Below are 18,012 nucleotides of genomic sequence, written 5' to 3' on the forward strand. Positions count from 1 at the left end.
GTTCAAGCAAATTTATTTTTTCATTTTTTCAGATTGTTTACGTAGTTGCGCAAACCCGCGCATAGCACGGCATTCCCTTAATCACCCCCGGTATAAACTGCGTTTCCAGGAAATGAAACACACTTTTCATTAATTATAAAAAGCGCCTGTCATTTTATAAAATAAGCGACAAGTTATACGTTTCCCGTTACTTTTAATTTATGCTTTCAGATAATTATGTTTACTCTTCAGGATGAACAGAATGGATAATGTTGTTGATCGCCATGTTTTCTATATTTCTGATGGTACCGCCATCACCGCCGAGGTCCTGGGTCACGCGGTTATGTCGCAGTTTCCGGTGACGATCAGCAGCATCACGCTGCCATTCGTGGAAAACGAAAGTCGCGCCCGCGCCGTCAAAGACCAAATTGACGCCATTTATCAGCAAACCGGCGTTCGCCCGCTGGTGTTTTACTCGATTGTTTTACCTGAAATTCGCGCCATCATCTTACAGAGCGAAGGTTTCTGCCAGGATATCGTCCAGGCGCTGGTGGCGCCGCTTCAGCAGGAGATGAAACTGGATCCGACGCCGATCGCTCATCGTACTCATGGGCTTAATCCGGGTAACCTGAACAAGTATGACGCCCGTATTGCCGCTATCGATTATACCCTGGCGCATGATGATGGCATTTCATTGCGTAACCTCGATCAGGCCCAGGTCATTTTACTTGGCGTTTCGCGCTGTGGAAAAACGCCCACCAGCCTCTATCTGGCAATGCAATTCGGTATTCGTGCGGCTAACTACCCTTTCATCGCCGATGATATGGATAATTTGACGCTGCCCACATCGTTAAAACCGCTACAACATAAACTGTTCGGCCTGACAATTGACCCTGAACGCCTGGCGGCAATTCGCGAAGAACGCCGTGAAAACAGTCGCTATGCCTCGTTGCGTCAGTGCCGCATGGAAGTGGCGGAGGTCGAAGCGCTGTATCGTAAGAATCAGATCCCCTGCCTGAACAGCACCAATTATTCCGTTGAAGAGATAGCCACCAAGATTCTCGACATTATGGGGCTTAACCGCAGGATGTACTAGCAAACTAGTTTAATGGGTTGATTTTTGTTATCATGCCGTTCTGCCTGCGAGGTGTGACACGCCTCGCACTTGAAATCAGCAGGGATTGGTTTATCGTGATGCCCATCACTTCCCGGTAGTCCTGCCGTTGAAGCAACAAATTTCTGAGACTTGTAATGAACAGAACCGACGAACTCCGTACTGCGCGTATCGACAGCCTGGTAACACCGACCGAACTCGCGCAGCGGTATCCTGTATCGTCCTCCGTCGCCAGTCACGTTACCGACTCCCGACGCCGGATAGAAAAGATTTTAAATGGTGAAGATCCACGGCTACTGGTCGTCATTGGCCCCTGTTCGATTCACGATCTGAATGCTGCCATGGAATACGCGACGCAGCTCCAGGCACAACGCCAAAAGCATCAGGCGCGTCTGGAAATCGTCATGCGCACCTATTTTGAAAAACCGCGCACCGTCGTGGGATGGAAAGGCCTGATTTCCGATCCCGACTTGAATGGAAGTTACCGCGTCAATTATGGGCTTGAACTGGCGCGTCGCTTGCTATTGCAGGTGAACGAACTGGGAGTACCGACCGCCACAGAGTTTCTTGATATGGTCACTGGCCAGTTTATTGCCGATCTGATCAGTTGGGGAGCGATTGGCGCGCGTACCACCGAAAGCCAAATCCATCGGGAAATGGCTTCTGCGCTCTCTTGTCCGGTCGGCTTTAAAAATGGTACGGATGGCAATACTCGCATTGCCGTTGACGCTATTCGCGCCTCCCGCGCCAGCCATATGTTTCTCTCGCCGGATAAAGACGGACAGATGACCATCTACCAGACGAGTGGCAACCCGTATGGGCACATCATCATGCGCGGCGGTAAAAAACCGAACTACCACGCTGAAGATATTGCCGCCGCCTGCGACACGTTGCATGAATTTGATCTGCCGGAACATCTGGTCGTCGACTTCAGCCACGGCAACTGTCAAAAACAGCATCGCCGCCAGTTGGAGGTATGTGATGATATTTGCCAGCAGATTCGTAATGGCTCCACGGCAATTGCCGGGATTATGGCCGAGAGTTTTTTACGGGAAGGCACGCAAAAAATTATCAGCGGTCAACCATTAATCTATGGTCAGTCCATTACCGATCCTTGCCTGAACTGGGAAGATACGGAAGTTCTGTTGGAAAAACTGGCCGAAGCGGTAGACAGCCGCTTTTAATAGCTCGCCCATCCTGCCGGGATGGGCGTTTCTTCGATGCGTTACCCGCCCTTTTCTCTCCGCGCGCGTATATCACTCCGCAGAATTAGCACTTGCTGTTATCGCATTAATTATTGATAATAATAATCATTGTGAGTTTGATTATTAATAAATAGCATGTCGCGTATGGATAACACCGAGCTGTCTCACCCTAAGGAAATGGACAATGAAACGCTTCTCCCTGCCGCTGAGCGGCGCGTCAACAGTCAGGCGCTATTAGGTCCGGACGGCAAAGTCATCATCGATCACAACGGTCAGGAGTATCTGTTGCGCAAAACTCAGGCCGGGAAGCTACTGTTAACCAAATAACGCTGCGCCAGCAGACGATGCTACTGGCGTCAGGCTAACTTGAACAACTGACCTCCAGCCGCTTTCCCCACTCCGGTGGTCGGCTGGCATAGTCATCATCTCGATCGGTAAAAGGTTGACGTAAAACTTCATGCAACCGATGCAGTTCCGCCATGTCTCCCTGTTCAGCCGCGTCTATCGCGCGTTGCGCCAGCCAGTTGCGCAACACAATCGCAGGATTCACGCGTTGCATCTGCTGCTGGCGCAGCGCGTCATCAACCGCCTCTGTGCGCAATCGCGCCCGGTAGCGGTCGAACCAGGCATCGAACGCCGCGCGATCGATAAACGTATCCCGCAACGGCGAGGAAGCGCTCTGTTGCTCCGTATGGCTTAACATCCGAAATGTACGGGTATAATCACTCCCTTCGCGCGCCATCAGACTAAACAATTCATTCAGTAAAGCGTTATCGTCTTTTTGCTCGGTAAAGAAGCCCAGCTTCTGGCGCATTCGCTGCCCATAGTGCGTTAACAACGCGTCCTGGTAACGATCCAGCGCTCTGTTTAACGCGTCGATCTCAATAAAAGGGGTTAACGTCTGCGCCAGACGTTGTAAATTCCACAGCGCCACCGACGGTTGATTATCGAAGCGGTAACGTCCCTGATGATCGGAATGGTTACCAATGAAGCCGGGATCGTAGTCATCAAGAAAACCAAAGGGACCATAGTCGATGGTCAGCCCCAGAATCGACATGTTATCCGTATTCATAACGCCGTGCGAAAAACCGACGGTTTGCCACTCGGCGATGAGTCTTCCGGTACGCGCCGCCACCTCTTCAAACCACAAAGCATATTTTTCCGGGACATCCTGCCATTGCGGCCAATAATGACGAATAGCGAAATCAGTCAGTTGCTGAACTTTTTCCGGCTCACGGCGGTAATAGAAATGTTCGAAATGACCAAAACGCATATGACTTTGTGCCAAACGCATTAACATCGCGCCCGTTTCCTGCGTCTCTCGCTGAACCGGCGTATCGCTGGCTACGATAGATAACGCGCGCGTCGTGGGAATACCCAGATAATGCATGGCTTCGCTGGCAAGACTTTCTCGTATGGTTGAACGCAGGACGGCGCGCCCATCCCCCATTCGCGAATAAGGTGTTAATCCGGCGCCTTTCAGATGCCAGTCGAGGGTCGAGCCATCCGCCAGGAGCTGTTCGCCCAGCAAAATACCGCGTCCGTCGCCGAGTTGCCCCGCCCAGACGCCGAACTGATGCCCGCTATATACCTGCGCGACAGGCGACATACTGGGTAATAAGGTTTCGCCGCCCCAAACGCCAGCGCCATTAGTAGCGTCAAATAACGACGCGGGAATGGCTAACTGCTGCGCCAGTTCGTCGTTATACCAAATCAGTCGCGCATTTTTTAACGGTGTGGGTAAAAGCGCGGTATACGTTGCTGGCAATTCATCGCGCCAACGGGCAGTAAAAGACAGGGTCATAGGGCCTCCTGTCTTCAGTGTAGACGGTTAATCACCGGTTAAACACCGGCAAACAGAAAGGTTATCGCTGAACGAGTTTAATGAGCTGGCTTACCGGCACCGAAGGCCATAGTCCGCCCTGGAATGCGCTAAACCCCAATGGCGCTGCGCGCGCAAACATCGCCTCAGTATCAATACCGGCAATCATCAGCGACTCGCAGCTGGAGGAGATCTGGGCAACAATAGCGTGCATGAATGGTTCGAATGAGATCATTTCAGCTCGCTGCTGAATAAAATTTTTATCCAACATGACTCGTTTGAAAAGCCCATCGAAAATAGCTTTAGTCGACGCCTCGCCTGCCCCAAAATTTGCCAGCATTAATGGGAAATGCATTGCCAGATTAGCTAACGTTTCATTGTTTTTGCCCTGGTTTAACCCAGGATAATTCTCATTTATAGCTAATTCAAGAAACGGAAAGCGCGCTGCCCGGGAAAAAAGTTCGCTATCTAATAATAATAAGTCACTAATTGCAGGCGGTAAATTAAGCCATGCAATAAGTTTATGCTGAATAAAAAAGTGCTGACAGGTTTCTAACAACGCCAGTTTTTCAACAAACAGACAGTATTGTTCCTCCACCGAAAGGCGAGGCGCTACCAACTCAGTCGGCATCCGCACGGCGCCGTCTTCAGCGGCAAACGTTGCAATAATCTCTAAACCAACAAGCCGAGCGTTTTCATCCATGACGGGAAGGAAAAAGAGTTCGGAATGGTAAAGCTCATCAAGTGAAGCAATCATTACGCCAGTCCCATGGTTAGGGCGCTATTCGCCATCCAGTCACTACGGACGGAAACAGACGTAACTTCAGATACTAATTGAAGCGTCATCATTTTTCTTGTTTACCGGTGAACCGGTTCCTTTTTTTAACTTACTCTGATTATAAACCAATATCCAATGTTGTACTTTTAACAGGGCGTGAGCACGCCCGTTTTTAATAAAAGTACGTTTGTAAATGCTACGGTTATATCATTATATATGATGACAACAGATGTCATAAGTTCAACCGGCGATATGTTAAAAATAGACTATAAAATTTATATCGTCTGCGGGGTTAAATTCGCCGTGCCTGCCAGAAGTTTTTTCGCCAGTACACATTATCCAGCGATGAACGCATCACGCCACGACTGGTAGAGGCATGAATAAACTCATTATTTGTATCGTAAATACCAACATGTAAACCACTTTCGCCCGAACCGGTTTTAAAGAAAACCAAATCTCCGGGCATCAATTCATCTTTATCGATTCTGGTGCCGATTTTTGATTGTTCACGCGTATCACGAGGCAACTGCAAATCAAACTTGTCGCGCATAGTGACTACCACAAAGCCGGAACAGTCCACGCCTCTGCGACTCATGCCGCCGTAGCGGTATGGCGTACCGCGCCAGGACTGCAACTGATCGTTCAGACCCGCAATGACGGTAATGGAGTCTGATAATCTGGCATTTGGCGCCGGTGCCCGATGAGTACTGCATCCTGCCAGGAACAATGCTGTGATAACAAGAAGCCAAAAACGCATGCCGCAACAATCCTCTGTTTTTATTTTGGTATTAATTTAGCGTCGAAATTACCTGCTTTTCAAGAAACGATTTTACTTAAGTGGCCGAAATGAGCATTGGATGCCCCTCGACGTCGAGTCGTCGAAAGCGCAAACCGTAGGCTTGCGCCAGATAAGAGGGGGTGAGCACCTCTTCCCGGCGGCCGCAGGCAATGAGTTTACCGCGCTTTAGTAACCAGGCTTTATGCGCATGGCGCAGCGTGTGGTTCAGATCGTGGCTACTCATCACAATCGCAATTCCTGCCTGACATAAATGATGTAATACCCGATCCAGAGCGTTTTGTTGCGCAACATCGAGACTGTTCATCGGCTCATCAAGCAGCAATAATTGACCGACCGGATTAGCGTCGGGATGAATTTGTAGTACAACGGCAGCAAGGCGAACACGCTGCCACTCGCCACCGGAAAGCTGATTCACGCTTCGCCCCAGTTTGTCGCCCAATCCAAGCATATCGGCCACCTCGTTAAGCTGCCCGGTTCGCGTTTTATCAGGTTGATGCAATGTCAGGTAATGCCAGACCGGCATGGCGAACGGCGGATTTTGCTGTTGCGCAAGATAAGCGCGGTGTTGGGCAAGCGTTGCCGTCGCCCATGCCTCCAGCGGCGCTCCGCCAAACCTGATGCTCCCCTCGCCGGAGGTTAACCCCGCCATACGCGCCAGTAGCGTGCTTTTCCCGGCACCGTTCGGCCCGACAAGATGAAGGATCTCTCCTGCGCTTACTTCGCCGGAAAGCGGCCCCAGGCGGGTGCTCTCGGCGACATCCTTTAATTGCATCAATTGAGACATTATTTTGCCAACGCGATTTTTATGCTTTCCATCACAATAGGATCTTCAGGCGTCATATCCGGCGAAAAACGCTGTACCACCTGACCATCCCGGCCTACCAAAAATTTTTCAAAATTCCACAGAATATCATCCGGATAGAGTGGCGTACGCCCTTTGCTTACCATCCGTTCGTAAAAGCCGCTCTTCTCCGGCGCGACTGCCGTTGGCGCAGCGGCTATCAGTTTTTGATACAGCGGATGGCGCGCGTCGCCATTCACATCAATTTTACTGAACATCGGGAACGTGACGCCCCAGGTGCTGGCGCAATAGGTTTTAATCTCCTCTTCGCTGCCTGGCTCCTGCCCCATAAACTGGTTGCAGGGAAAACCCAACACGACAAACCCCTGTTCTGCCCACGCCTTCTGGATATTTTCCAACTGTTCATATTGCGGCGTCAGGCCACATCTGGAGGCGACGTTTACAATGAGCAGCACTTTTCCGGCGTATTTTTCAAGTGTAGTGACCTCTCCATCAATCGTCGTAACGTGAGTATTAAGAAGCGAGTTTTGCATGGTGTCTCCCTGATGTCGGTAAAATAGCGGGTTTCATCGTTAGCCTTTAATCATAGACTGCGAATGATGAAAGCAGTTGTTTACCGATGCGCTAACGCGCGGATTTGAGTAGCAGCCAGATAAACACTGGTGCCCCCAATGTGGCGGTGACCACCCCGATAGGCAGTTCAGCCGACGCCAGCGCCAGTCGGGCGACCACATCAGCCAATAGCAGGGCGATAGCCCCGGCCAGCGCGCAGCCGGGAAGTAAAACCCGGTGATCGGTTAAACCACATAAACGCAGGATGTGCGGAATAACCAGACCGATAAAACCAATCGCCCCCGCCATCGCCACGCTGACGCCCACCATCCAGCCGGTGGCGATGACCAACAAATTGCGCCAGAACCACAGCGGCAGGCCAAGCTGCCGCGCCGAGGTTTCCCCTAGCGCCAGCATATTCAGCGGTTGCGACTGGCAACATATCCAGATCAGTACCGGGATGAGCGCAATCATTAGCCAGCTCTGCTGCCAGTCAACGCCGCCAAATCCTCCCATCATCCAGTACATTAATTGCCGCAGATCGAAAGAGGTGGAAAAATAGATAGCCCACGTCATCAGCGCGCTACAGATAATGCCCAGCGCGACGCCCGCCAACAACAAGCGGCTGGTAGAAAGATGGCGACGCGCAAAACGCAGCAGGATTAACGTAATAATGAGCGCGCCGGCTATAGCGCACAGCCCCAGCGCCCATCCTGGCAGTTGCCCCTGCCCCAGTAAGACGGCGGCAATAAGCCCAACACCGGCCCCATTCGAAACGCCGAGCAGACCCGGTTCAGCAAGTGGGTTTTCAAACAGCGCCTGCATCACAGCGCCAGATAGCGCCAGCGCAGCGCCAACCAGCAATACCGCAAGCGTGCGGGGAAGGCGAATTTGCCAGACAAACAGTTCCCCCCGGGCGCTTAACCAGTCACCGGGGGCAATCCACTGTTCGCCTGCGCATAAGCTCAGAAGTGTAGCCAGTAGCACCAGCAGTGACAGGCTCAGAAGCCAGCGAACGTTTCGTCGCTGTTGTTGGCGGGCAAAAGTCAGCATGTTATCCATTCAGCTGAAAAGAGGTAGCGTGATTTTACGGTGGGTATCCTTTACTTGAAAGAAAAAAGGCCGCAATGCGGCCTTTTTAGTTATACGGGTCATCTTTCAGGCTGACAGATACGCTGTCATCCCGCTGATCTACTTTCGGGATGGCAGCGTATCTGCCGCAATACACCCTGATGGATGTTATGCCTGGATCTGATTACTCTTCTTTGGGCGAAGCGTTTTCGACCCGGCTCTTTAACTTCTGCCCGGGTCTGAAGGTCACCACGCGCCGTGCTGTAATAGGAATATCTTCACCCGTTTTCGGGTTACGCCCCGGACGTTGATTTTTATCACGCAGATCGAAGTTACCAAAACCAGAGAGTTTCACCTGCTCACCGTTTTCCAGAGCACGACGGATCTCTTCGAAAAACAGTTCAACCAGTTCTTTGGCATCCCGCTTGCTAAGCCCAAGCTTATCAAACAGATATTCTGACATTTCAGCTTTTGTAAGCGCCATAGGTTCAATCCCTCAATGATGCCTGGAATCGCTCTTTTAATGCCTCTACACATTTGGCGACGGTAGCGGCAATCTCCTCTTCTTCGAGTGTACGGTTGGTATCCTGAAGGATCAGGCTGATAGCGAGGCTCTTATAACCCTCCGCAACACCCTTACCGCGGTACACGTCAAATAAGTTTACGCCAACTACCTGATTTACGCCAACTTTCTTACATTCGGATAAAATATCCGCTGCGGGAACGTTTTCTGCAACAACAACCGCAATATCGCGACGGTTGGCCGGGAAGCGTGAAATCTCCCGCGCCTGCGGCACGATACGGTCTGCGAGCTTATTCCATTCCAGTTCAAACACCAGCGTACGACCATTCAGATCCAGTTTACGTTCCAGTTCAGGGTGAACAACCCCAATAAAACCAATACGTTCATCTTTCAGATAAATCGCCGCAGACTGTCCCGGATGCAGAGCCGGATTCATCTCCGCCTTAAACTGGATATCACCCAGTTTGCCGGTTAAATCCAGTACTGCTTCCAGATCGCCTTTCAAATCATAGAAATCAACGGTCTCTTTTGCCAGGTTCCAGTGCTCATCATAGCGGTTACCGCAAATCACGCCAGCCAGCATCAGATCCTGTCGAATACCCAGATTGGCTTGTGTATCCGGAACGAAACGTAAACCGGTTTCAAAAATACGCACGCGATTCTGCTGACGGTTTTGGTTATAGACCACCGTCGCCAACAATCCGCTCCACAGAGACAGACGCATCGCCGACATCTCAACGGAGATAGGGTTTGGCAGCAGCAGCGCTTCTGCGCCAGGATGGATGAGCTGTTGTACTTTAGGATCGACAAAGCTATAGGTAATCACTTCCTGATAGCCTTTGTCGTTCAGCATGGTTTTAACCCGCTTCAACGACAGATCGGCTTCACGGTGCGTCCCCATGATTAAACCGGCCTGGATTGGCTCGTCCGGAATATTGTTATAGCCGTAAACGCGGGCAACCTCTTCCACCAGATCTTCTTCAATTTCCATATCGAAACGCCAGGTCGGCGCTACGGCTTTCCACTCGTCCTGCCCTTCGGTCACTTCACAGCCCAGACGACGCAGAATATCACTGACCTGCTCATCCGCAATATGATGCCCGATCAGGCGATCCAGTTTACTGCGACGCAGCGTAATGGTGGCGCGTTTCGGCAACGTTGCTTCGTTGCTCACATCAATTATCGGACCCGCATCACCGCCACAGATATCAAGAAGCAGACGAGTAGCGCGCTCTATCGCTTTATATTGCAGCGCTGGGTCCACCCCGCGCTCGTAGCGGTGAGACGCATCGGTATGCAGACCGTGGCGGCGAGCGCGACCGGTGATAGACAGCGGATTAAAGTACGCACACTCCAGCAGCACATTTTGCGTTTCGCCGTTCACGCCGGAATGTTCGCCGCCAAAAATACCGGCTATCCCCAGCGCCTTATGGTGATCGGCGATCACCAGCGTGTCCGCATTTAACGTCGCTTCGCTACCGTCCAGCAGGACGACGGTTTCACCCTCTTTTGCCATCCGCACGACAATACCGCCATCAATGCGATCTTTATCGAAAGCATGCATTGGCTGACCCAGTTCGAGCAGCACATAGTTCGTGACGTCAACCACCGCATCGATGGAGCGAATACCGCAGCGACGCAGTTTCTCTTTCATCCACAGCGGCGTCGGCGCGTTAACATTGATGCCTTTTACCACCCGGCCAAGATAGCGTGGACACGCATCAGCGGCCTCTACCGTAATCGGCAGCGTATCGCTGATGGTTGCCGTAACCGGCGCCATTTCAGGCTCCTGGAGCGGCGCTTTGTTCAGTACCGCCACATCACGCGCAACGCCGATGATACCTAAGCAATCCGCACGGTTCGGCGTGACGCTAATTTCGATGGTATTGTCGTCAAGCTTCAGGTATTCACGGATATCGGTACCCAGCGGCGCATCCGCCGGCAGTTCGATAATGCCGCTGTGATCGTCGGAAATCCCCAGTTCGGAGAAGGAGCACAGCATCCCTTCAGACGGTTCGCCGCGCAGTTTCGCCGCTTTAATTTTGAAATCGCCCGGCAGAATAGCGCCAATGGTGGCCACCGCTACTTTCAGCCCCTGACGACAGTTTGGCGCGCCGCAGACGATATCCAACAGGCGTTCTCCGCCAACGTTGACTTTCGTTACACGCAATTTGTCAGCGTTCGGATGCTGGGCGCACTCAACCACTTCCCCAACCACAACGCCATTGAAGCTTCCCGCGACCGGCTCAACGCCGTCTACTTCCAGGCCAGCCATCGTAATCTGGTTAGCCAACGCATCGCTATCAATTGCCGGGTTAACCCACTCGCGTAACCACAGTTCGCTGAATTTCATTGTTTTATCCTGCCTTTATTTAAACTGTTTAAGGAAACGCAGATCGTTTTCGAAGAATGAACGCAGGTCGGTGACGCCGTAACGCAACATGGTCAGACGTTCCATCCCCATACCAAAAGCGAAGCCAGAATAGATTTCCGGATCGATACCGACATTACGCAGCACATTCGGATGCACCATCCCGCAGCCCAGCACTTCCAGCCATTTGCCGTTTTTCCCCATCACATCCACTTCCGCAGAAGGTTCGGTAAACGGAAAATAAGAAGGACGGAAGCGAATCTGCAGATCCTCCTCAAAGAAATTACGCAGGAAGTCGTGCAGCGTACCTTTGAGGTTGGTGAAGCTGATGTTGGTATCAACAATCAGACCTTCCATCTGATGGAACATCGGAGTATGCGTCTGGTCGTAGTCATTACGGTATACACGGCCCGGCGCAATAATACGGATCGGCGGTTGCTGCGCTTTCATCGTCCGGATCTGGACGCCAGACGTCTGGGTCCGCAGCAAACGGGTCGCGTCAAACCAGAAGGTATCATGATCGGCGCGGGCCGGGTGATGACCCGGAATGTTTAACGCATCGAAGTTATGGTAGTCATCTTCAATTTCCGGGCCAGTCGCTACGGTAAAACCAAGCTCGCCGAAGAAACTTTCAATACGGTCAATGGTACGCGTGACCGGATGCAGACCACCGTTCTCAATACGGCGCCCCGGCAGGGAGATATCGATGGTTTCAGCGGCCAGACGGGCGTTAAGCGCTGCGCTTTCCAGCTCGGCTTTACGTGCGTTAAGCGCCTGTTGTACCTGCTCTTTCGCGGCGTTAATGACTGCCCCGGCTGCCGGACGCTCTTCCGGCGGCAGATCGCGTAGGGTCGTCATCTGAAGGGTTAAATGCCCTTTCTTGCCCAAATATTCGACGCGTACATTGTCTAACGCGGCAACATCTGACGCCTGGTTAATGGCGGCCGCTGCATTGGCAACCAGCTCTGCGAGATGTGACATGGTTTTCCTCATTGTGTCGGTGAAGACACCGGTTCATTGGACGTAATCTCTCGATTTCAGATACAAAAAAAGCCTCCATCAGGAGGCTTTTTTGCGCTGTTTTTCGTTTCGTTTTTCACGCGCTAGCCTCCTGGAATCAGGTGCTAAAGTAAAAAAAGAAACGGAAAATAGCAGCGTTCATGCTTGCGTTACCTTATGTGGTAAAACCGAATATCCTTTATTGAAAAGGGTTACAGGTCAATTGTCAACTCACTGAACAGTAAATAAAAGAGAGGGAGCCAGGCTCCCTCTTTTCACTGGCTTATGCCAGAGCTGCTTTCGCTTTTTCAACCAGCGCGGTGAACGCGACTTTGTCGAATACGGCGATATCAGCCAGGATCTTACGGTCGATTTCAACAGAGGCTTTTTTCAGGCCGTTGATGAATTTGCTGTAAGAAATACCGTTCTGACGTGCTGCTGCGTTGATACGCGCAATCCACAGTTGACGGAACTGACGCTTACGTTGACGACGGTCACGGTAAGCATACTGACCAGCTTTGATAACTGCCTGGAAGGCAACGCGGTATACGCGAGAACGCGCACCGTAGTAGCCTTTGGCTTGTTTCAAAATTTTCTTGTGACGTGCGCGTGCAATTACACCACGTTTTACGCGAGCCATATGTGCTCTCCTGTATCTATTCTAATTAAAAAGTTAAAAACGTTAACGGCTTATGCGTACGGCAGGCACGCGATAACCAGGCCCAGATCGCCTTTAGAAACCATGGCTTTCGGACGCAGGTGACGTTTACGTTTAGTCGCTTTTTTGGTCAGAATGTGACGCAGGTTAGCGTGCTTGTGCTTAAAACCACCTTTACCGGTTTTTTTGAAGCGCTTAGCAGCACCGCGTACGGTCTTAATTTTTGGCATTTTAATAACTTCCACTTCGCATTGTTAATAAACGAAACATAGGCGAACAAAACCTGTGAAGCCCGAAGGCTTCACAGAATTGTTACTTGAAGGCCTTACTGTTTCTTCTTAGGAGCAAGCACCATGATCATCTGACGGCCTTCGATCTTCGTTGGGAAGGATTCGACCACTGCCAGTTCTTGCAAATCGTCTTTCACGCGATTAAGCACTTCCATACCGATTTGCTGGTGGGCCATCTCACGGCCGCGGAAACGCAGCGTGATTTTGGCCTTATCGCCCTCTTCGAGAAAGCGAATCAGGCTGCGGAGTTTTACCTGATAGTCGCCTTCATCTGTCCCAGGACGGAATTTAATTTCCTTCACCTGGATAACTTTTTGCTTTTTCTTCTGTTCCTTAGAAGACTTACTCTTTTCATAGAGGAATTTGCCGTAATCCATTATACGACAAACCGGCGGCTCGGCGTTAGGGCTGATTTCGACTAAGTCTACTCCGGCTTCTTCAGCTTTTTCCAGAGCTTCTCTCAGACTCACAATACCAAGCTGCTCGCCTTCCAGACCTGTTAAGCGAACTTCTTGCGCGCGAATTTCGCTATTAATACGATTCGGACGCGCCGTTTGAACTCGTTTTCCGCCTTTAATACTTTATTCCTCCAGTTGTTGAAGACTGCGGCTGCGAATCTCTTGTTGCAGCTTCTCAATCACGTCATTTACGTCCAGACTGCCCAGGTCTTTACCGCGGCGGGTGCGAACGGCAACTTTGCCTGCTTCCACCTCTTTATCACCACAGACCAACATATAAGGGACACGACGTAAAGTGTGCTCGCGGATTTTAAAGCCAATCTTCTCATTTCTCAAGTCTGCTTTTACACGAATGCCCGCATTTTGTAGTTTCTGCGTCAATTCGTTAACGTATTCAGACTGCGAATCGGTAATATTCATCACGACTACCTGAACAGGCGCGAGCCATGTCGGGAAGAAACCAGCGAACTCTTCGGTCAGGATACCGATGAAGCGTTCCATCGACCCAAGAATCGCACGGTGAATCATTACCGGCACCTTACGCTCGTTGTCTTCGCCTACATAGGAGGCGCTCAGACGAGACGGTAAGGAGAAGTCCAGCTGTACTGTACCGCACTGCCATGCACGATCGAGGCAGTCATATAAGGTAAATTCAATTTTCGGACCGTAGAATGCGCCTTCACCCAGTTGATACTCAAACGGGATATTATTTTCTTCCAGCGCAACCGCCAGATCCGCCTCAGCACGATCCCACATCTCATCGCTGCCGATACGCTTGTCAGGACGAGTGGAAAGCTTGACGACGATCTTCTCGAAGCCAAAGGTGCTGTACATATCGTAGACCATACGAATACAAGCGTTAACTTCATCGCGGATCTGCTCTTCGGTGCAGAAGATATGCGCATCATCCTGCGTAAAGCCGCGTACGCGCATCAGACCATGCAGCGCGCCTGATGGCTCGTTACGGTGGCAGCTACCGAATTCCGCCATACGCAGCGGCAAATCACGATAGGATTTCAGACCCTGGTTAAAGATCTGAACGTGGCCCGGGCAGTTCATCGGCTTGATGCAATATTCGCGGTTTTCTGAAGATGTGGTGAACATCGCATCTTTATAGTTGTCCCAGTGCCCGGTTTTTTCCCACAGCACACGGTCCATCATGAACGGGCCTTTAACTTCTTGATACTGGTACTCTTTGAGTTTAGAACGAACAAAGACCTCCAGCTCGCGGAAGATAGTCCAGCCGTCGTTATGCCAGAACACCATGCCCGGCGCTTCTTCCTGCATATGATACAGGTCGAGCTGCTTACCAATTTTACGGTGGTCGCGTTTTGCGGCCTCTTCCAGGCGCTGCAGATAAGCGTTCAGGGCTTTTTTATCTGCCCATGCCGTACCGTAAATACGCTGCAACATCTTATTATTGCTGTCACCGCGCCAGTATGCGCCGGCAGTTTTCATCAGCTTAAAGTGATGGCAGAAACGCATATTCGGCACGTGCGGACCACGACACATGTCGACATATTCTTCATGATGGTACAAGCCTGGCTTGTCATCATGAGCAATGTTTTCATCAAGAATGGAAACTTTGTAGCTTTCACCACGCTTCACGAAGGTTTCACGCGCTTCGTGCCAGCTGACTTTCTTCTTGATAACGTCGTAATTTTTCTCGGCGAGCTCATGCATCCGCTTTTCGAGCGCTTCGACATCTTCCTGAGTTAGCGTGCGGTCAAGATCAACGTCATAGTAAAAACCGTTGTCGACAACCGGGCCGATCGCCATTTTCGTGTGCGGCCAAAGTTGCTTGATAGCGTGACCTAACAGATGCGCGCAAGAGTGACGAATGATCTCCAGACCCTCTTCATCTTTTGCGGTGATGATGGAAAGCGTCGCATCATTTTCAATCAGATCGGAAGCATCAACCAGCTCGCCATTCACACGGCCCGCAATGGTGGCTTTCGCCAAGCCAGGACCAATGTCCAGAGCAACATCCATCGGGCTTACAGGGTGGTCATAATGGCGTTGGCTGCCATCAGGAAGAGTAATAACAGGCATGTAATATCCTTATTTGCAGTGGTGACCCATACGCAAGATCACATACAAAGAGAAAATGAATTTATTGACAGTGAGTTGTGTATCCATCTAGCCAACCATTGCTAAATTGGCGCACAACCTTCGACACAGACGAAAATCGCTATTTTCGTCCGGCATGACGATGGTAACACTAAAAAAAGGGAGATTGCATCACTCTGTAGCAAATCAAGACCCTTGACAGGATTTCTCCGTTATCTTTCTACGCGCCCTATAGCGCTTCTCATCGACAACCTAACTTCTGCGCCAGACTCCCCTTTGTTGTTTTCACCTCGCGGGCTACCGCTTCAGGCAAAGCAGACCACAGCGTCAGCACTGGCTTCGTTTTATGTTCGATAGCCTCCACGGTAACCTGATAGTCGCAAAAATTCGCCGAACGGGGCGTATTCTGATCCATAATAAACGCAGCGTAATTTCCTTCACTTTTTGACGGCGCCGTTCCGGTGAATAAAACCTTCCAGTACCCGCTGGGAATTTCTACCGTCGCATCTTCTGGCAATGTGGCGATATGCCGCTCAAAAAGGGGGCCGGTCACTACGTGCACTACAGATACATCAGCCTGTTTGGCAAGTTCGCGCACCCGGTTTTCCAGTGCAGCCCATGCTCCCTGGTTCAGGGCGGATTTCTGCGGCGTAATATTCGATAAATAATTTAACGACGGCCAGTCCGAAACGCCGCCCAATCCTGCCAACGGCGCCTGGTGTCCCCTGTCGACTTTTAATAGCGTATGGGCATTTTTATAGGCCGAAGGGGCCAACGTATCCGAGGGCGGTAAATCGGGGTCCTGCGCCCAGTTCCGCGGGCGACCGCTTGCCTGGCTGGTCTTTGTCACGCTATAGGCAACCCAGTTGGCAAATTTCGTGGCGCTATTATTATTGAGCGTATAGACATGGCGATAGATTGTTTGTTGACTTCCTCCTTGAGGACAGCCAACGCTACAGTTATCAGGTTGCTGAACGAGTACGTTACGATGGGGTAACTCGGGTGCCGATGTTGTATCCTGGGGAGGATACGATGTAGTACATGCGCTTAATAATACTACGGGCAGTAATTTTAGCAGATTAATGGTCTTATTCACTTTTGCTTCCTTAATAATAACTGCCCTAATAATTCAGATAGTAATAATTTGGTTATATTACCCTACCAGCCGTTAGATACTCTCATCATTAAAGACAACACTATCACGGTAAAAATTAATAACAGATAAACATCGAAGCCATCATAGAAAATGAGCTCAAAAGAATACAACGTGATATTCATATTGATACCAAAAAACATCGTATTATATGCATAATCGTGAAGCCAATAATTTCTCGCACTCAGATAGCGAATGAAAAATGGATATTCAATAATATCTGGCGCATGTTTTTCAACACCATTTTTCAACATTAAGGCAACGTATCCTCTCAATGACTCGCTGCTGGCAGGAGTTTAGTTATATTTAAAGGTTTAATAAGCACTGCGCATCATGCTGCTGTGCTTATTACTTTGTAAAAATAAGAGTATTCACTTTCATATTCAGGGGTAAAAAGTGAACAAATACAGCTATTGCGCAACGATGATTGCCGCCATACTCAGTACGACCACAATGGCCAATGCCAGTAGCCTTGCTATTTCAGTGGCGAATGATGATGCAGGTATATTTCAACCATCCTTAAATGCCCTTTACGGGCACAAGGCTGCAGACCGGGGTGATTATACTGCCGGGCTCTTTTTAGGCTACAGCCACGATCTCACTGACGCCAGTCAACTCTCTTTTCATATCGCGCAAGATATTTATTCTCCATCAGGCGCCAATAAGAGAAAGCCTGAAGCCGTCAAAGGCGACCGCGCGTTCAGCGCCTTTCTTCATACCGGACTGGAGTGGAATTCATTAGCCACCAATTGGTTACGTTATCGTTTAGGTACCGATATCGGCGTTATTGGTCCTGACGCAGGCGGTCAGGAGGTTCAGAATCGGGCGCATCGAATAATAGGCGCAGAAAAATACCCTGCCTGGCAGGATCAAATTGAAAACCGTTATGGTTACACGGCAAAAGGAATGGTCTCCCTTACGCCAGCTATTGATATTCTGGGTGTCAATGTGGGCTTCTATCCAGAAGTCTCTGCTGTCGGCGGCAATCTCTTCCAGTATTTGGGGTACGGCGCAACCGTTGCGCTGGGAAATGATAAGACCTTCAACTCTGATAATGGGTTTGGGTTACTGTCCCGCCGAGGGTTAATACACACTCAAAAAGAGGGATTGATCTATAAAGTATTTGCTGGCGTTGAGCGCAGGGAAGTTGATAAAAACTACACGTTACAGGGGAAAACGCTGCAAACAAAAATGGAAACGGTGGATATTAATAAAACCGTGGATGAATATCGCGTCGGTGCCACCATCGGCTATTCTCCCGTCGCATTTTCTCTTTCTTTAAACAAAGTCACGTCGGAATTTCGCACCGGAGACGACTATTCTTATATCAACGGCGACATCACCTTCTTCTTCTGAGGCGTCACCACG

The 18,012-nt window shown here is 50.4% G+C and carries 19 protein-coding genes, 1 pseudogene and 1 other annotated feature; of the genes and pseudogenes, 4 read left to right on the forward strand and 16 right to left on the reverse strand.

Features of this window, described 5'->3' with window-relative positions:
• Positions 1 to 241: 241 nt before the first annotated feature.
• The 3 genes from ppsR to hemP all read left to right on the forward strand — a co-directional run bounded on the left by ppsR (position 242) and on the right by hemP (position 2,625).
• Positions 242 to 1,075, forward strand: a complete 834-nt coding sequence (ppsR, locus tag EOS98_RS12730) for a posphoenolpyruvate synthetase regulatory kinase/phosphorylase PpsR (RefSeq protein ID WP_000370992.1) — start codon at positions 242 to 244, stop codon at positions 1,073 to 1,075.
• 155 nt (positions 1,076 to 1,230) lie between these two features.
• A complete protein-coding gene (aroH, locus tag EOS98_RS12735) occupies positions 1,231 to 2,277 on the forward strand; it encodes a 3-deoxy-7-phosphoheptulonate synthase AroH (RefSeq protein ID WP_126524065.1) in 1,047 nt (348 codons plus the stop codon).
• Positions 2,278 to 2,475: 198 nt separating this feature from the next.
• Positions 2,476 to 2,625, forward strand: coding sequence for a hemin uptake protein HemP (hemP, locus tag EOS98_RS12740; RefSeq protein ID WP_151527825.1), 150 nt, complete (start codon positions 2,476 to 2,478; stop codon positions 2,623 to 2,625).
• Positions 2,626 to 2,659: 34 nt separating this feature from the next.
• Here hemP and selO read toward each other — a convergent pair whose 3' ends face one another.
• The 16 genes and pseudogenes from selO to EOS98_RS12820 all read right to left on the reverse strand — a co-directional run bounded on the left by selO (position 2,660) and on the right by EOS98_RS12820 (position 16,898).
• Positions 2,660 to 4,102: a protein adenylyltransferase SelO gene (gene selO, locus EOS98_RS12745; RefSeq protein ID WP_126524064.1), complete on the reverse strand. Its 1,443-nt coding sequence runs from the start codon at positions 4,100 to 4,102 to the stop codon at positions 2,660 to 2,662.
• Positions 4,103 to 4,163: 61 nt separating this feature from the next.
• Positions 4,164 to 4,877, reverse strand: coding sequence for an anti-FlhDC factor YdiV (ydiV, locus tag EOS98_RS12750; protein WP_000562006.1), 714 nt, complete (start codon positions 4,875 to 4,877; stop codon positions 4,164 to 4,166).
• A gap of 313 nt (positions 4,878 to 5,190) precedes the next feature.
• Positions 5,191 to 5,655 (reverse strand): C40 family peptidase, encoded by a 465-nt coding sequence (locus tag EOS98_RS12755; RefSeq protein ID WP_001213258.1) that lies wholly within the window; start codon positions 5,653 to 5,655, stop codon positions 5,191 to 5,193.
• 76 nt (positions 5,656 to 5,731) lie between these two features.
• Complete coding sequence (btuD, locus tag EOS98_RS12760; protein WP_000080607.1) at positions 5,732 to 6,481, reverse strand: vitamin B12 ABC transporter ATP-binding protein BtuD; 750 nt, start codon at positions 6,479 to 6,481, stop codon at positions 5,732 to 5,734.
• A complete protein-coding gene (locus tag EOS98_RS12765) occupies positions 6,481 to 7,032 on the reverse strand; it encodes a glutathione peroxidase (protein WP_126524063.1) in 552 nt (183 codons plus the stop codon). Before EOS98_RS12765 ends, btuD begins: the two co-directional genes overlap by 1 nt.
• Before the next feature lie 91 nt (positions 7,033 to 7,123).
• The gene (gene btuC, locus EOS98_RS12770) at positions 7,124 to 8,104 is read right to left on the reverse strand and encodes a vitamin B12 ABC transporter permease BtuC (protein WP_000954982.1); all 981 of its coding nucleotides are present in this window, start codon (positions 8,102 to 8,104) and stop codon (positions 7,124 to 7,126) included.
• Between the two features lie 202 nt (positions 8,105 to 8,306).
• Complete coding sequence (ihfA, locus tag EOS98_RS12775; protein WP_001229266.1) at positions 8,307 to 8,606, reverse strand: integration host factor subunit alpha; 300 nt, start codon at positions 8,604 to 8,606, stop codon at positions 8,307 to 8,309.
• Positions 8,607 to 8,610: 4 nt separating this feature from the next.
• Positions 8,611 to 10,998, reverse strand: coding sequence for a phenylalanine--tRNA ligase subunit beta (pheT, locus tag EOS98_RS12780; RefSeq protein WP_000672402.1), 2,388 nt, complete (start codon positions 10,996 to 10,998; stop codon positions 8,611 to 8,613).
• Positions 10,999 to 11,013: 15 nt separating this feature from the next.
• The gene (pheS, locus tag EOS98_RS12785; protein WP_000018570.1) at positions 11,014 to 11,997 is read right to left on the reverse strand and encodes a phenylalanine--tRNA ligase subunit alpha; all 984 of its coding nucleotides are present in this window, start codon (positions 11,995 to 11,997) and stop codon (positions 11,014 to 11,016) included.
• 62 nt (positions 11,998 to 12,059) lie between these two features.
• Positions 12,060 to 12,183 (reverse strand) — a sequence feature (Phe leader region).
• Complete coding sequence (pheM, locus tag EOS98_RS12790; RefSeq protein ID WP_001386830.1) at positions 12,134 to 12,178, reverse strand: pheST operon leader peptide PheM; 45 nt, start codon at positions 12,176 to 12,178, stop codon at positions 12,134 to 12,136. It overlaps the preceding feature by 45 nt.
• A gap of 115 nt (positions 12,184 to 12,298) precedes the next feature.
• Entirely contained in the window at positions 12,299 to 12,655 is a 357-nt protein-coding gene (gene rplT / locus EOS98_RS12795) for a 50S ribosomal protein L20 (protein ID WP_000124850.1), read from the reverse strand.
• 50 nt (positions 12,656 to 12,705) lie between these two features.
• Positions 12,706 to 12,903, reverse strand: a complete 198-nt coding sequence (gene rpmI / locus EOS98_RS12800; RefSeq protein WP_001124225.1) for a 50S ribosomal protein L35 — start codon at positions 12,901 to 12,903, stop codon at positions 12,706 to 12,708.
• A 95-nt stretch (positions 12,904 to 12,998) separates the two neighbouring features.
• Positions 12,999 to 13,541 (reverse strand): translation initiation factor IF-3, encoded by a 543-nt coding sequence (gene infC / locus EOS98_RS12805; RefSeq protein WP_001574431.1) that lies wholly within the window; start codon positions 13,539 to 13,541, stop codon positions 12,999 to 13,001.
• A 3-nt stretch (positions 13,542 to 13,544) separates the two neighbouring features.
• Complete coding sequence (gene thrS / locus EOS98_RS12810; protein WP_001144226.1) at positions 13,545 to 15,473, reverse strand: threonine--tRNA ligase; 1,929 nt, start codon at positions 15,471 to 15,473, stop codon at positions 13,545 to 13,547.
• 259 nt (positions 15,474 to 15,732) lie between these two features.
• Positions 15,733 to 16,587: a DNA/RNA non-specific endonuclease gene (locus tag EOS98_RS12815; protein ID WP_094964573.1), complete on the reverse strand. Its 855-nt coding sequence runs from the start codon at positions 16,585 to 16,587 to the stop codon at positions 15,733 to 15,735.
• A pseudogene (locus EOS98_RS12820) lies at positions 16,584 to 16,898 on the reverse strand (hypothetical protein). Before EOS98_RS12820 ends, EOS98_RS12815 begins: the two are co-directional and overlap by 4 nt.
• Before the next feature lie 142 nt (positions 16,899 to 17,040).
• On the opposite strand from EOS98_RS12820, the gene EOS98_RS12825 reads away from it, so the two are divergent.
• Positions 17,041 to 18,000 (forward strand): lipid A deacylase LpxR family protein, encoded by a 960-nt coding sequence (locus EOS98_RS12825; RefSeq protein ID WP_001046434.1) that lies wholly within the window; start codon positions 17,041 to 17,043, stop codon positions 17,998 to 18,000.
• The last annotated feature ends 12 nt before the right edge of the window (positions 18,001 to 18,012 follow it).

This window comes from Salmonella sp. SSDFZ69 (assembly GCF_004010755.1).
Lineage (GTDB): Bacteria > Pseudomonadota > Gammaproteobacteria > Enterobacterales > Enterobacteriaceae > Salmonella > Salmonella enterica.

Bases quoted from the DNA above. Each gene is read 5' to 3' on its own strand.
- ppsR (WP_000370992.1), top strand. From the start codon at position 242: ATGGATAATGTTGTTGATCGCCATGTTTTCTATATTTCTGATGGTACC.
- aroH (WP_126524065.1), top strand. From the start codon at position 1,231: ATGAACAGAACCGACGAACTCCGTACTGCGCGTATCGACAGCCTGGTA.
- hemP (WP_151527825.1), top strand. From the start codon at position 2,476: ATGGACAATGAAACGCTTCTCCCTGCCGCTGAGCGGCGCGTCAACAGT.
- selO (WP_126524064.1), bottom strand. From the start codon at position 4,102: ATGACCCTGTCTTTTACTGCCCGTTGGCGCGATGAATTGCCAGCAACG.
- ydiV (WP_000562006.1), bottom strand. From the start codon at position 4,877: ATGATTGCTTCACTTGATGAGCTTTACCATTCCGAACTCTTTTTCCTT.
- EOS98_RS12755 (WP_001213258.1), bottom strand. From the start codon at position 5,655: ATGCGTTTTTGGCTTCTTGTTATCACAGCATTGTTCCTGGCAGGATGC.
- btuD (WP_000080607.1), bottom strand. From the start codon at position 6,481: ATGTCTCAATTGATGCAATTAAAGGATGTCGCCGAGAGCACCCGCCTG.
- EOS98_RS12765 (WP_126524063.1), bottom strand. From the start codon at position 7,032: ATGCAAAACTCGCTTCTTAATACTCACGTTACGACGATTGATGGAGAG.
- btuC (WP_000954982.1), bottom strand. From the start codon at position 8,104: ATGCTGACTTTTGCCCGCCAACAACAGCGACGAAACGTTCGCTGGCTT.
- ihfA (WP_001229266.1), bottom strand. From the start codon at position 8,606: ATGGCGCTTACAAAAGCTGAAATGTCAGAATATCTGTTTGATAAGCTT.
- pheT (WP_000672402.1), bottom strand. From the start codon at position 10,998: ATGAAATTCAGCGAACTGTGGTTACGCGAGTGGGTTAACCCGGCAATT.
- pheS (WP_000018570.1), bottom strand. From the start codon at position 11,997: ATGTCACATCTCGCAGAGCTGGTTGCCAATGCAGCGGCCGCCATTAAC.
- rplT (WP_000124850.1), bottom strand. From the start codon at position 12,655: ATGGCTCGCGTAAAACGTGGTGTAATTGCACGCGCACGTCACAAGAAA.
- rpmI (WP_001124225.1), bottom strand. From the start codon at position 12,903: ATGCCAAAAATTAAGACCGTACGCGGTGCTGCTAAGCGCTTCAAAAAA.
- thrS (WP_001144226.1), bottom strand. From the start codon at position 15,473: ATGCCTGTTATTACTCTTCCTGATGGCAGCCAACGCCATTATGACCAC.